Genomic DNA, 12766 nt, shown 5'->3' with positions numbered 1-12766 from the left:
ACCCCGGACGCGCCCCTGCAAGAACTGCGCAAAGGTCCGATGCAGCCGATCCTGTCCATCCTGCCCGTCATCGCGCTTGTGGCGCTTGGGCACCTGCTGCGCCGCTGGCGCATCATCGCCCCCGGAAGCTGGCCTGGGATCGAGCAGTTGGGCTTTCGCGTCCTGTTCCCGGCAATCCTGCTGGTCTCGATCTATCGCGCGGAACTGTCGGTCGGGGTGCTTGGTCGCTATCTTGGGGCGATGGCGGTGGCCTTCGCGCTGACGGGGGCGGTGGCGTTGCTGCTGCGCCGCCCGCTGGGGCTGGACAATCGGCGTGCGACATCGCTGTTCCAGGGGGCGCTGCGGTTCAATTCGCTTCTGATCCTGGCGGTGGCGGCGCAGGGGCTGGGACCGGCGGCGCTTGGCGATCTGGCGGTGGCGCTTGCCTTCCTGATCCCCGCCTTCAACATCGCGGCCATTGTGGCGCTGACCCTGCTGCCGGGGGCAGACGCAATCCGTCCCGGGCCAGGCTCTATGCGCCGGATCGGGTCCGAGATCGCGCGAAATCCCCTGGTCCTGGGATGTGCGGCGGGGCTTTTGCTGAACCTGTCAGGCGTGGCCCTGCCGAACTGGGCGATGTCGCCGCTGGACTGGCTGGGGCAAGGTGCGCTTGCCCTGGGCCTACTCAGCGTCGGCGCGGGGATCGAGTTGCGCCGCCTGTGGCAGACGGACGCCGCGATGTGGGCGGGCGTCGCGCTGCGCCTGGCGCTGTGTCCGGCGATCTTCCTGGTCTGCGGGCTGATGCTGTCGCTGCCCGGCAGCCAAATCGCATCCGGGCTGCTGGCCACGGCGGCGCCCGGTGCCTCGGCCGGATACATCCTGGCGCGGCAGATGGGCGGCGATGCCGAGTTCTTCGCCGACATCTTCACCTGGCAGACGGTTCTGGCGGCGGCCAGCCTGCCCCTTTGGCTGGCGGCGGCGCAGATGGTGCAGCCCTGATCACCCGCAGGTCGAGGTCGCGATCACCGGAAACAGCGTGGCGGCACTTGCCACGGCGCCGATCCAGTTCCCGGCCCTGACCAGCATCGCCTGCCGCGCGTCGCCCAACGCCCGGTTCCAGCGGATCAGGGCCGCGTGCAGCGCCAGCCCCAGAAGCCAGGCCCCGATCATCGCCAGCGGATGCAGCGCGCCCAGAGGCGTTTCACGATTCGGCCAGTCCAGGCCGCAGCCCAGCCCGTGCAGGCCATAGATCCCGGAAAACAGCGCCCCCCACAGGATCGGCCCAGCCAGCACCCGCGCCATCCAGATCATCAGCCGATCTCCTGCAGGGCGACGACGCCAAGCGACAGGGCCGAGGTTCCCAGCCAGAAGGCCTGGAACAACTGCCAGACCGGCGCCGCCCCCCGCCGCATCGCCGAGGTCCGGCCCTGCCGCACATCCGCCAGGCTGCGCAACGCCAGCATCAGGGTGACGACGCCGTGGAAGCCCGCGTACCCCAGCAGGGCCGCGCGCAGCGCATCGCGTGCATGGCGGGTCGGATCGTCGAATTGCCAGGCCACCCCCGCCAGCAGCAGCAATGCCAGCCCCGCCGCCGCAACGCCGGCCAGGGCCGCCAGGCGGCCCGGCGGGGCGGCGCGCTGCGCCTCGGCCAGCAGGCTGGCAACGAGGCCCAGGCCCATCATCAGCAGGGCGGCGGCCCCGGTCAGCAGCACGGGCCAGCCCAGCCCGCTGTCGGGCGGGGGCCAGTTCGGCGCGATCACCGTCAGGAAGGCCACCCCGAACAGCAGCGAGGCGTAAAGCGTGGCATCCGCAACCAGCAGCGTCACCGTACCGCTATAGGCCAGGGTGTTGCGCATCTGCCAGTGTTCGTGCAGCGCAAGGCCCGGCGCCACGGCCAGGGGTTCAGCGTCCCGCCTGCTGCCCATGAAGCCACCCCATTGCCAGGCGGCCCACAGGATCAGCAGGATCGCCAGCGGCGTTGCCCAGTAAAGCCCCGCCAGCATCAGCAGGAAGAAGCTGCCGATCGCCGCGGCCGTCCAGATCGGCAGGCGGGTGTTGCCCGGCAGCACGGCCACATGGTCCGGGCGGCCGGTGCCGGGTTCGGTCACCAAGACCTCGCGGCGGTCGCGGGGGGCGCCGGGCAGCAGCCCCTCGCCCCGCGCCAGGGGCAGCGTCACGCTTGCATCGTGGCGGCCCGCCCCGGCCAGCGAGGCGAAGTTGTAGGACGGCGCGGGCAGCGCCATCGCCCAGTCCATCGTCTGCGCCTTCCACGGGTTGCGGTGGCTGCGCCGCCCGAACAGCCACTGCATCGCGATGTCCAGCACGAACAGCGCAAAGCCCACCGACATGACCATCCCCCCGATGGACGAGACAAGGTTCAGCCATTCCCATTCGGGATTGTCGGGATAGCGGTCGACCCTGCGCGGCATCCCCAGAAGGCCCGTCAGGTGCATGATGAAGAAGGTACCGTGAAAGCCCAGGAAGATCAGCCAGAAGGCGGCCTCGCCCAGGGCCCGCACGCGAAAGCGTCCGCTGATCATCGGCATCCAGTAGGTGATCCCGGCCAGCATCGGAAAGACAAAGCCGCCGACCAGCACGTAATGCAGGTGCGCCACCACGAAATGCGTGTCATGGGCCTGCCAGTTGAAGGGCACCATCGCCAGCATCACGCCGGTCAGGCCGCCCATCACGAAGGTCGCGAAGAAGCCGATGACATGCAGCATCGGCAGGCGCAGGTCCACCCTGCCCGCCCACATCGTCCCGATCCAGGCAAAGATCTGGACCGAGGTCGGCACCGCCACCAAGGCCGACGCGGCCGAGAAGAAGGCAAGCGCCATGTGCGGGATGCCCACCGTGAACATGTGATGCACCCAAAGCCCGAAGGACAGGAACACCAGCCCCACGATAGCGGCAACGATCGCGCCATAGCCCAGGATCCGTGTGCGGGCAAAGACCGGGATGATCGTGGACAGGACGCCCGCGGCGGGCAGGAAGATGATGTAGACCTCGGGGTGGCCGAACAGCCAGAACAGGTGCTGCCACAGCATCGGGTCGCCGCCGCGCAACACGTCGAAGAAGGGCCAGTCGAAGGCGCGTTCCAGTTCCAGCAGGATCGACCCCAGGATCAGCGGCGGAAAGCCCACCAGCATCATCGCGGCCGTCCCCAGCATGTACCAGCCCATCAGCGGCATCCGGGTCAGCGCCATGCCCGCCGCGCGCAGGCGCAGGATCGTCACGATGATCTCGACCGCCGCAGCCATGGCCGAGATCTCGACGAAGGTCACGCCCAGCAGCCAGACATCGGCGCTGATGCCGGGGGTATAGGTCTTGCCCGACAAGGGCACATACATGAACCAGCCGCCGTCCGGGGCCACGCCGAATAGCAGCGAGGACAGGATGATGATCCCCCCGAACAGATAGCACCAATAGCCAAGCGCCCCCAGCCGGGGAAAGGCCATGTCCCGCGCGCCCAGGATCTTGGGCAAAAGCCACATCGCCAGTCCCTCCAGCATCGGAATGGCGAACAGGAACATCATGATGCTGCCGTGCATCGTGAAGATCTGGTTATACAGCTGCGTGTCCAGGAAGGCCCCGTCGCGGGTCGCAAGCTGCGCGCGGATCAGCATCGCCAGCACGCCGCCGATCGAGAAGAACAGGAAGGACGTCGCCATGAAGCGCAGCCCGATCGTGCCGTGATTGACCGAGGCGACAGAGCCCCGCCAGCCCGGCAGGTCCGACCAGATCCGATCCATCTGCCGGTGCAGCGGCAGGGCCCTCTGGGGCGGGTTCGGCGCGATGGCGTGGGGATCTTCGGTCATGGAAGGCTTTCGGCGGAAACGAAGGGGGGCGGGTCGGCGGGGTCGTAGACCACCACCTCGAATCGCATGGCGGCGTGGCCGATGCCGCAGAACTCGGCGCACAGCCCTTCATGCGTGCCGGGCGCGTCGGCCATCAGGCGGTGGACGTTGCGATGGCCGGGGATCGCGTCCATCTTGCCGCCAAGCTGCGGCACCCAGAAGGAATGGATCACGTCGCGGCTGGTCAGGACGATGTCGAAGGGCTGGCCTGCGGGGACATACAACACGCCCTCGGTCTGGACTGGGCCGTCCGGTCCCGGCTGGACGAAGCGCCAACGCCATTGCTGCGCCTCGGCCTCGACCTGAAGGGTGCCGTCGTCGCGCGCGATGATCCGTTCCCCCGCGCGCAGGGCAAAGGCCAGAAGCACGGCCAAGACGGACATGCTGAAGCCCAGGCCCCACCAGATCGTCCAACGCCTCTCGTCCGAGGGACGCGGCCCGCGCCAGATGGCAAGCCCTGCCAGGGTCAGGACCAGGACCGTGATCAGCCCCGACCCGATCAGCATCGCCCACCACAGCGCGGCGATCTGCGCGGCGGCGGGCCCGGCCGGGGCCAGCGTGCTGACGGCGCCGTCGCAACCGGCCAGAAGGGGAACCGCAAGCCCGGCGCATGCCTTCCCCTTGCGCGAACCGAAAGGATGGTGCCGATGAGACCCAAGCGAACCTGGCAGCAACGCCGCAGGCTTTCCGACCCGATCGAGGAACATGCGGCCTTTGACGACACCGAATCCAAGTTTGCCATCGCGGGCCATCCGCTGCACGCGATGCTGATCACCTATCCCATCGCCCTGGCCTTCCTGACCTTTGGCGCTGACGCGATGTTCTGGTGGACGGGCGACGCCTTCTGGCCGCGCGCCGCCGTCTGGACGGCCGGCATCGGCTTCATCATGGGCGTCGTCGCGGGCATCAGCGGCACGGTGGAACTGCTGATCGTGCCCGGCATCCGCATCCGCGCGCCAAGCTGGACGCATTTCATCCTGGCCTGCACGCTGCTGTCGGTTCTGGGCGTGAACTGGGGTTATCGGCTGCCCGACCCGCAAGAAGCCGTGCTGCCGGTGGGCATCTTGATCTCGGCCCTGGGGCTCTTGATGACCACGATCACGGGCTGGCACGGCGGCAAGCTGGTCTTCGACTATCAGATCGGAACGCAGCAGGATCACGGCAACTGACCCCGCGGCTCCTGGACGATCTGGGGCATCAGCTCGACCACCCAGGTCAGGTCCGGCTTGGCCAGCACCAGCCACAGGATCGCCCCGATCGCGGGAAGGATCGCGGCCAGCGCGATGCCCGGATAGGGCATCCGGTATCCGCGCGCCGGATCGACGCCCTGCCCCCGGCGCTGCTGGCCCGACTGCTCGATCAGGTGGCCGATCCAGGCATGGGCCATCGCCATCACGCTGACAAAGGCCAGCTTGGCGATCAGCCACAGGTCGAACACTTCGGCCGCGAAGATCAGGGCCGTGCCCGCAACCACGGCAATGACGGCGGCCGGCGTGGCAAAGGCGACATAGCCGTAATGCGTCAACAGCCGGAACTCGGAATAGCGGACCTGCCGCTGCGCATGGCCATAGCTGATCAGCAACAGCGGCAGCGCCACAAGCCCGGCGCACCAGCACAGCATGGCGGCGATGTGGATGGCCTTCAGCGCCGCGATCATGCCGCGAAATCCCGCTGCCAGCCGCGCCGCAGCATCCAGCCCGCGAATGCCGCCATCGGCAGGAAACCGGGCACCCAGAGGATCAGCCCGGCCAGCCGCTGGTCGTCAAGCGCGCCAAGGCCCCAGGCAGCGGCGCCGTCCACGTGCTGGATGTAAAGCACCCCAGGCGCAAAGGTCAGCACCGCGCCCAGCATCCCCATCAGACCCGCAAGGCCGATTGTCAGGAAGCTGTCGCCCACCGCCGCCCGGCGCGGTCCGGTCAGCACCGCCGACCAGAAGGCCCAGGCAGGCAGGAGCAACGCCCCCTGCATCAGCCAGTAGACGGCATCTGACCGCCAGATCGCGTCGTAAACCGGCGGCAGATGCCAGGCGACCATCGCCAGGGCCATGCCCGCCCCGCCAGCCTGGGCCGTCACCCGGCGGGCAAGGGGCCAGGCCAGGGCCAGGGCGGGCGCCGCGACCCCCGCCAGAAGGATGTGGTGCAGCGCCCTGGCCGAGAACAGCGACACCGTCAGCGCGCAAAGTGGCGAGACGAAGGCCACCGCAAGCGCCAGAACGGCGATCAGCCCGGCCTTGCCGGACCCGCGCCGCCACAAGGCCGCCGCCAGCAGCGCCAGAGCGGCAAGCACCACGGGATCAGGATTCCACGCCGCCCATATCTCGTCAGGCGCAGCGCCCGGCCCGCAATAGGGTTGGCTCATGGATCCCTCTCTTTCCCATCAGGCGACAGCGTGCCGCAGCGTGCAAGCGACGCTGTCCGGCACAAGCCCAGAACGACAATACCCAAAACCGCCCCCAGGTTTCGTCAGAAAAGCAATGCGGCCATGGAACGTCTGCCCTTTGGCGCATCATATCGGCCCTGCAGCCCGCCCGTCAGGCCATGACGGATTGACGCCCGTCCGACTTTCGCCGCAAGTGACCTGCATCGAGGAAGCCGAGGACCAGCATGACCCCCCTGAACGCGCCCGGTGCCGATCCCTTCTATTTCCTGGGCCATGACGGTCCGGTGGCAAGGCTGGTGAAGGACTTCCCCTGGGGCACGACCTGCCTGGGCCGGGTCGAGACCTGGCCGCAGTCGCTCAAGACGGCGACCGCGCTGTTGATCCACTCGCCCGTGCCCATGGTGATGCTGTGGGGCGAACAGGGCGTGATGATCTACAACGATGCCTATTCGGTCTTCGCCGGCCATCGCCACCCCGCGCTGCTGGGGTCGAACGTGCGCGAAGGCTGGCCCGAGGTCGCGGACTTCAACGACAATGTCATGAAGGTGGGCCTGGCCGGGCAGACGCTGGCCTATCAGGACCAGGAACTGACGCTGCATCGGAAAGGCTATCCCGAACAGGTCTGGATGAACCTGGATTATTCCCCCGTGCTGGATGAAACCGGCAGGCCCGCCGGCGTCATTGCGGTCGTGATCGAGACGACCGAGCGCGTCCTGGCCGAACGCCGCAACCGCCAGGAGTTCCAGCGGCTGCAAAGCCTGTTCGCCCAGGCACCCACCTTCATGGCAATGGTCAGCGGGCCCGACCATCGCTTCACCCTGGTCAACCCGGAATACAACAAGCTGATCGGCAACCGCGACGTGATCGGGATGCCGGTCCGCGAGGCTTTGCCCGAAGTGACCGAGCAAGGCTTCTTCGACCTGCTGGACCATGTCTTTACCACGGGCGAGGCGATAACCCGGACCTCGCTGCGCGTCCTGCTGCGATGGCGGGACCAGGGTCCGCTGGAAGAACGCTTCGTGGATTTCGTGTATCAGCCCATCCGGGACCAGGACGGCACGGTCGCCCATATCTTCGTCCAGGGCTCGGACGTGACCGAGCGGGTGCGGGCGGAAAACCACCAGCGGCTGCTGATCAACGAGTTGAACCACCGCGTCAAGAACAGCCTTGCGGCCGTGCAGTCCATCGTGACCCAGACCCTGCGCCACGCCACAGATCCCGGCCAGGCCGCGCAGGCGATCACGGCCCGCATCATGGCGCTGTCGGCTGCCCATAACGTGCTGACGCAAGAAAGCTGGGACAGCGCCGACCTGCGCACCCTGGCCCAGGCAGCGATCCGCCCGTTCCAGGCGCCGGACCGCAACACCATCGAACTTGAAGGGCCGGACATGCGGGTCGGCCCCTATGCGGCCATTTCCATCGCGCTTGCCCTGCACGAACTTGGCACCAACGCCGTCAAATACGGCGCCCTGTCGGTGCCGGGCGGAACCGTCCTGGTGCGTTGGAACGTCAGCGGGCAATCCGTTTTCACCCTGGAATGGATCGAAACGGGCGGACCGGTCGTTACCAAGGGCGACCACCGTGGTTTCGGCTCGCGCCTGATCCTGCAAGTCCTGCCAGACCAGTTGCAGGGCAAGGCGGAACTGGACTTCCGGCCCACGGGCATCGTGTTCAAACTGACTGCGGCGGTCGAGGCGATCAGCGACCACGCAGCCTGAGCGGAGACCGGCATGGCGCGTATCCTGATCGTCGAGGACGAGATCCTGATCGCCATGCTGCTCGAGGATATCGTGACCGATCTTGGCCACGATCCGGTCGGCCCGATGATGCGCCTGCAGACCGCCCTGGACGCGGCCGAGCGCGAGGAAATCGACTTTGCCATCCTCGACATCAACCTGGCCGGGCAGCAGTCCTTTCCGGTCGCAGACCGCCTGATGCGACGCGGCATCCCCTTCATCTTTGCCAGCGGCTATGGCCGGGCCGGCCTGACCGAGGCCTATTCGGCGGTCCCCGTCCTGCAAAAGCCCTATGACGCCGCGCAGATCGCCCGCGCGATCCCCCCGCACTCCGCCGGCCAAAGCCGCTAAGGCCGCAAGGTTAGAACCAGCTATCGTTCCACAAAGCTGCCTAGGCGGGATCGTCCCCCGCCGCCTCAGGAAGTGGCGACCATCCCTGACAGCAGTCGTCCCAGCGGCGATGCGGGGTCGCCCAGCGACAGCACGATGTCGAGGTGGTTCAACCCGCGCTCGGTGCGCAAGTCCACCGCCGCGCCCTTGGCTTGAAGCAAGGCGGCCATGGCCGAGGCCTGCTGGTGAAAGGGCCGGGTCTCCTTCTCGCCGCAGGTGACGATCCGGCGCGGACCAGGGTCGTGGCGGGAGGTAAGCGGAGACCAGGCCAGGGCTTCCTGGGGCGTCATCTTCGCCTCGTCCTTCAGGAAGCTGTCCGGGATGCCCGACAGGTCATAGATTCCGCTGACCAGCAGCAAGCCGCGCAGCGGCGGAAGGGGCGGACAATCTTCTTCGCCCGTGCCGCATCCGGCCAGATAGCAGGCCAGATGTGCGCCGGCGGAATGGCCGCTGACCGTCAGCCGCGCGGGATCGGCGCCCAGGGCGGGCGCCATTCCGACAAGATGCCGGGCCGCCGCGCGGACCTGCCCGACAATGGCATCCAGCCGCATGCCGGGCATCAGGTCATAGGTCACGATCGCGGCAATGCCCCCTGCCGCAAGGACCGGGCCTGCGACAAGGTGATGGACCTCCTTGCTGCCCGACCGCCAATAGCCCCCGTGGATGAACAGGTGCAGCGGCGCGCCGGGTTGCGGATCCTGGGGCAGGAGGATGTCCATCCGCTCGCGCGGTCCTGCCCCATAGGCGATGTCGGGCTGCATCCGGGTCCGGGCGGCCAAGGCCCGTGAACGGGCCGCGGTTTCCTCGATGATCGCGTCGAAGTCCGGGATGAAATCGCGGTTGCGATACAGATCCTGCATCACGCCACCGTTCAGAAAGCGACCGCGAAATACTTCGGCTCCATGAACTCGAGTATCCCGGTCACGCCCCCCTCGCGCCCCAGCCCGCTTTGCTTGGCGCCGCCGAAGGGTGCGGCCGGGTCGGACATCAGGCCGCGGTTTATCGCGATCATCCCCGCCTCGATGCCCTTGCCGACCCGCAGCGCGCGTGACAGGTCGCCCGAATAGACATAGGCCGCCAGCCCGTATTCCGTTGCATTGGCCAGCCGGATCGCCTGTTCCTCGGTCTCGAAGCGGTAGACGGGCGCGACGGGGCCGAAAATCTCCTCATGCGCGATGGCGGCATCGGGGCTGACATTGTCCAGCACCGTCGGCGGGTAATAGTAACCTGAACCCGGCAGCGCGGCGCCCCCGGTGGTGACGCGGGCGCCAAGCGACACCGCCTCCTGGACCAGACGTCCGATCTTCTGGACGGCCCTTGTCGTGATCATCGGCCCGACCTGGGTGGCGGGATCGGTGCCGGGCCCGACCTTCAGCGCGGCCATGCGTTCCGTCAGCCCCGCGACAAAGGCGTCATGGATGCCCGACTGGACGTAGAAGCGGTTAGCGGCGGTGCAGGCCTCGCCCGCGTTTCGCATCTTGGCGATCATGGCGCCGTTCAGGGCCGCGTCCAGGTCGGCGTCGTCGAAGACCACGAAAGGCGCATTGCCGCCCAGTTCCATCGAACAGGACACGACGCTTTTCGCCGCCTCGGCCAGCAGCACGCGGCCAACGCCGGTCGAGCCGGTGAAGGATAGCTTGCGCACGCGCGGATCGGCCAGCATCGCATTGGTGACAGGCGCGGGCTGGCTGGTCGTCAGGACGTTGACCACGCCTGGCGGCACGCCCGCCTCGGCCCCCAGGCGGGCCATGGCATAGGCCGTCAATGGCGTCTCGCTGGCTGGCTTCAGGATCACCGTGCAGCCGGCGGCAAGCGCGGGACCGATCTTGCGCGTGGCCATGGCAGCGGGAAAGTTCCAGGGCGTGATAAGCACGGCAATGCCGATGGGGTCGTGATCGACAAGGATGTGATTCGCCCCCGACGGCGCATGGCGAAACTCGCCCGCGATGCGGACGGCTTCTTCTGCATACCAGCGGAAGAACTCGGCCGCATAGGCGACCTCGCCCCGCGCGTCGGGCAGCGCCTTGCCGTTTTCCAGCGAGATCAGCTGGGCCAGTTCCTCGGCATGATCCGTCATCAGGTGGAACCAGCGGCGCAGGATCTCGGACCGCTGGCGGGCGGGGGTCGCCCGCCAGCCTGCGGCGGCAGCCTCGGCCGCATCCACGGCGCGCAGGGCATCGGCGACCGTCGCGTCCGGCACCTCGGCCAAGGTTTCGGCTGTCGAGGGATTGACCACCGGAATGCCGCCGCCGGGCAGCCATTCGCCGCCGATAAAAAGTCCGGCCGCGTGAAGGCCCGGATCGGCGAAATCCGCAGGGTGCAGGGTATCAAGGCTCATGTCGGATCCTTTCGGGGCTTACTGGATGATGCGGGCGTCGCCGGAAAAGGCGGCGTGCAGCAGTCGGGTCATGTCGGCGCGGCTGATGGGCCGGGGATTGTTCTGGATCAGCCGCTCGATCCCGCAGGACTGATCGGCCACCCAGCCGATTTGATCCTCGGGCAGGCCCAGGCCGGACAGGGTTTCCGGTATCCCGATGCGGGAAAACAGCGTCCGGACCGCGGGGATCACCTCGTCCGCCGAGGCAAGGCCCATGGCGTCGGCGATCTGCGCCAGTTCGGTAGAGATGGCCGGGCGGTTCCATTCCATGACCCAGGGCATCAGGCAGGCCACCCCTGCCCCATGCGCGGTGTGGGTCAGCGCGCCCACCGGATACTGGATCGCATGGGCGGCCGCCGTGCCCGCGACACCGAAGGCCAGGCCCGCAAACAGCGCGCCCTGCATCACCTGGGCGCGGGCATCGGCATCCGCGCCCGTCCGGCAGGCGCGTTCCAGCCCCTGCCACAACAGGCGGATCGCCGTCAGGGCGAACTGGTCGGACAGCGCGTTCTTGCCCACGAAGACCCGTTCCTGGGTCAACATGGGCGTGACGGGGCGGCGGATGGCGGTAAACGCCTCGATCGCATGGGTCAGGGCATCGGCCCCGGCAATGGCCGTCAGGCCGGGCGGGCAGGTCAGCGTCAGGTCCGGATCGCAGATCGCCACCGTCGGCACCAGATGCGGGCTGGAGATCCCGACCTTCAGGCTGCGCGCCGAATCGGACAGGACGGCGACCGGCGTCACCTCGGATCCGGTGCCCGCGGTGGTGGGTATCGCGATCAGCGGAAGGATCGGCCCCGGCACCTTCAGCTCTCCATAGTAATCCTGCGGCTGCCCCCCATGCGTCAGCAGCAGAGCCACGCATTTCGCCATGTCGAGACAGGATCCGCCGCCGATCCCGATGACCAGATCGGGCGCAAAGCCGCGCGCGGCCTGGCTGGCGGCCAGGGCGCTGTCCACCGGCACGTCAGGCAGTGTTCCGCTTTCGACCTGCACCGCCAGCCCGTGATCCCGCAGATCGGCGAGCATTGCTTGGAACTGGGATTCGTCAGCCAGACGGGCATCGGTGACGACCAGGGCACGCTGGCCCAGCCCCGCCGCGACCTGCCCGAGAACCTGCCGCTGCCCCGGGCCAAAGATGATCTCTCGCGGCGGTCTGATCGTGCCGAAATGCGCCATTCTGTTCCTCTCCCGCTTTTATGTGCCGCTTCGATCGGGGGTTCGGACAGGCGGGCACCGTAACATCGACGCCTTGCCCGGACCGCCAGGATCATATCGTATATGATATTGTATTTGACATCCGATCCGATCTTTGTAAACCATCGTCTTGCAAACAGCGCAGATGCGGGGTGCGGGATTGGGAAGCGCAGCGGAAAGCCAGGGCATTCAGATGGTCAGGCCGGCCAGCATCGTGGATGGCGTCTATGACAGCATCTACGAACGCATCATGTCGCTGGACATTGCGCCTGGCGCCCGCATTCCCGTTGATGTCGTCGCCCGCGACCTGGGCGTCTCCCAGACCCCCGTCCGCGAGGCCCTGTCGCGGCTTGAACGCGAAGGGCTGGTTCGCAAGGCCCATCTGATCGGCTACAGCGCCGCGCCGCAATTGTCGCGCAAGGCTTTCGAGGATCTGTTCGCCTTCCGCCTGCTGCTTGAACCGGAATGCGCCCGGATCGCCACGCAGAACCTGACCCCCGCCAGCCTGCGCGAGCTTGAGGAAGCCGCAGCCGACATGGGTCATGGAGAGGCTCCGGTGGACCGGACCAGCCGCTATTCCCGCTTTGCCCGCGCCGATGCCCATTTCCACGACGCGATCCTGAAGGTCGCCGGGAACGAGGTGATCCGCCAGGCCCTTGCCGACCAGCACGTGCATCTGCACCTGTTCCGCCTGATGTTCCACAGCCGCGTCACGCAGGAAGCGCTTCAGGAACATGAAAACCTTCTGTCGGCCTTCCGGGCGGGCGACGCTGCGCGGGCGCAGGCGGCGATGCACGAACATATCTCGCGGTCGCGCGACCGGTTGATGCTGGCCTTCGAATGAGCGCGAC

General features: G+C 67.7%; 13 protein-coding genes. 5 read left to right on the top strand and 8 right to left on the bottom strand.

Annotated elements, in window-relative coordinates:
* Positions 1-39: 39 nt before the first annotated feature.
* Positions 40-978, top strand: a complete 939-nt coding sequence (locus tag IE224_RS16245) for an AEC family transporter (protein ID WP_191311870.1) — start codon at positions 40-42, stop codon at positions 976-978.
* Here the strand turns inward: IE224_RS16245 and IE224_RS16240 are convergent, their stop codons facing one another.
* Genes IE224_RS16240 through IE224_RS16230 form a run of 3 tightly spaced genes read right to left on the bottom strand, consistent with a single transcriptional unit; the run spans position 979 to position 4510 of the window.
* On the bottom strand, positions 979-1290 hold the full coding sequence (locus IE224_RS16240; protein WP_191311869.1) for a hypothetical protein: 312 nt from the start codon (positions 1288-1290) through the stop codon (positions 979-981).
* Positions 1290-3797, bottom strand: coding sequence for a cytochrome c oxidase subunit I (ctaD, locus tag IE224_RS16235; RefSeq protein ID WP_191311867.1), 2508 nt, complete (start codon positions 3795-3797; stop codon positions 1290-1292). The genes IE224_RS16240 and ctaD overlap by 1 nt, the downstream gene beginning before the upstream one ends.
* Positions 3794-4510: a cytochrome c oxidase subunit II gene (locus IE224_RS16230; protein WP_229849417.1), complete on the bottom strand. Its 717-nt coding sequence runs from the start codon at positions 4508-4510 to the stop codon at positions 3794-3796. Before IE224_RS16230 ends, ctaD begins: the two co-directional genes overlap by 4 nt.
* Here IE224_RS16230 and IE224_RS16225 point away from each other — a divergent pair.
* Entirely contained in the window at positions 4484-5005 is a 522-nt protein-coding gene (locus IE224_RS16225; RefSeq protein WP_167621430.1) for a DUF2231 domain-containing protein, read from the top strand. The genes IE224_RS16230 and IE224_RS16225 overlap by 27 nt on opposite strands.
* Here IE224_RS16225 and IE224_RS16220 read toward each other — a convergent pair.
* Entirely contained in the window at positions 4993-5493 is a 501-nt protein-coding gene (locus tag IE224_RS16220; RefSeq protein ID WP_167621429.1) for a CopD family protein, read from the bottom strand. The two genes, IE224_RS16225 and IE224_RS16220, sit on opposite strands and share 13 nt — an antisense overlap.
* Entirely contained in the window at positions 5490-6194 is a 705-nt protein-coding gene (locus tag IE224_RS16215) for a cytochrome c oxidase assembly protein (RefSeq protein ID WP_191311863.1), read from the bottom strand. The genes IE224_RS16220 and IE224_RS16215 overlap by 4 nt, the downstream gene beginning before the upstream one ends.
* A 245-nt stretch (positions 6195-6439) precedes the next feature.
* On the opposite strand from IE224_RS16215, the gene IE224_RS16210 reads away from it, so the two are divergent.
* Positions 6440-7933, top strand: a complete 1494-nt coding sequence (locus IE224_RS16210) for a sensor histidine kinase (protein ID WP_191311861.1) — start codon at positions 6440-6442, stop codon at positions 7931-7933.
* Between the two features lie 12 nt (positions 7934-7945).
* Positions 7946-8302: a response regulator gene (locus IE224_RS16205; protein ID WP_167621426.1), complete on the top strand. Its 357-nt coding sequence runs from the start codon at positions 7946-7948 to the stop codon at positions 8300-8302.
* Positions 8303-8367: 65 nt separating this feature from the next.
* Here IE224_RS16205 and IE224_RS16200 read toward each other — a convergent pair whose 3' ends face one another.
* From IE224_RS16200 to IE224_RS16190, 3 genes are read right to left on the bottom strand one after another with little or no spacing between them, the layout of a single operon-like run.
* Entirely contained in the window at positions 8368-9201 is an 834-nt protein-coding gene (locus tag IE224_RS16200) for an alpha/beta hydrolase (protein WP_167621425.1), read from the bottom strand.
* 11 nt (positions 9202-9212) lie between these two features.
* Complete coding sequence (locus IE224_RS16195; protein WP_191311859.1) at positions 9213-10679, bottom strand: NAD-dependent succinate-semialdehyde dehydrogenase; 1467 nt, start codon at positions 10677-10679, stop codon at positions 9213-9215.
* 18 nt (positions 10680-10697) lie between these two features.
* On the bottom strand, positions 10698-11897 hold the full coding sequence (locus tag IE224_RS16190) for an iron-containing alcohol dehydrogenase (protein WP_191311857.1): 1200 nt from the start codon (positions 11895-11897) through the stop codon (positions 10698-10700).
* A 211-nt stretch (positions 11898-12108) separates the two neighbouring features.
* Between IE224_RS16190 and IE224_RS16185 the strand changes: the two genes are divergently transcribed.
* Positions 12109-12759, top strand: coding sequence for a GntR family transcriptional regulator (locus IE224_RS16185; RefSeq protein ID WP_229849416.1), 651 nt, complete (start codon positions 12109-12111; stop codon positions 12757-12759).
* The last annotated feature ends 7 nt before the right edge of the window (positions 12760-12766 follow it).

This window comes from Paracoccus aerius (genome assembly GCF_014656455.1).
Classification (GTDB): Bacteria; Pseudomonadota; Alphaproteobacteria; order Rhodobacterales; family Rhodobacteraceae; genus Paracoccus; species Paracoccus aerius.
The sequence above is the reverse complement of the archived record's forward strand: the minus strand, read 5'-3'. Positions and strand labels throughout refer to the sequence as shown.

What these genes read in the sequence shown, in the direction of transcription:
- IE224_RS16190 (WP_191311857.1), bottom strand. Translation starts at nt 11,897, where the DNA reads ATGGCGCATTTCGGCACGATCAGACCGCCGCGAGAGATCATCTTTGGC.
- IE224_RS16195 (WP_191311859.1), bottom strand. Translation starts at nt 10,679, where the DNA reads ATGAGCCTTGATACCCTGCACCCTGCGGATTTCGCCGATCCGGGCCTT.
- IE224_RS16185 (WP_229849416.1), top strand. Translation starts at nt 12,109, where the DNA reads ATGGTCAGGCCGGCCAGCATCGTGGATGGCGTCTATGACAGCATCTAC.
- IE224_RS16215 (WP_191311863.1), bottom strand. Translation starts at nt 6,194, where the DNA reads ATGAGCCAACCCTATTGCGGGCCGGGCGCTGCGCCTGACGAGATATGG.
- IE224_RS16200 (WP_167621425.1), bottom strand. Translation starts at nt 9,201, where the DNA reads ATGCAGGATCTGTATCGCAACCGCGATTTCATCCCGGACTTCGACGCG.
- ctaD (WP_191311867.1), bottom strand. Translation starts at nt 3,797, where the DNA reads ATGACCGAAGATCCCCACGCCATCGCGCCGAACCCGCCCCAGAGGGCC.
- IE224_RS16240 (WP_191311869.1), bottom strand. Translation starts at nt 1,290, where the DNA reads ATGATCTGGATGGCGCGGGTGCTGGCTGGGCCGATCCTGTGGGGGGCG.
- IE224_RS16205 (WP_167621426.1), top strand. Translation starts at nt 7,946, where the DNA reads ATGGCGCGTATCCTGATCGTCGAGGACGAGATCCTGATCGCCATGCTG.
- IE224_RS16220 (WP_167621429.1), bottom strand. Translation starts at nt 5,493, where the DNA reads ATGATCGCGGCGCTGAAGGCCATCCACATCGCCGCCATGCTGTGCTGG.
- IE224_RS16225 (WP_167621430.1), top strand. Translation starts at nt 4,484, where the DNA reads ATGAGACCCAAGCGAACCTGGCAGCAACGCCGCAGGCTTTCCGACCCG.
- IE224_RS16210 (WP_191311861.1), top strand. Translation starts at nt 6,440, where the DNA reads ATGACCCCCCTGAACGCGCCCGGTGCCGATCCCTTCTATTTCCTGGGC.
- IE224_RS16245 (WP_191311870.1), top strand. Translation starts at nt 40, where the DNA reads ATGCAGCCGATCCTGTCCATCCTGCCCGTCATCGCGCTTGTGGCGCTT.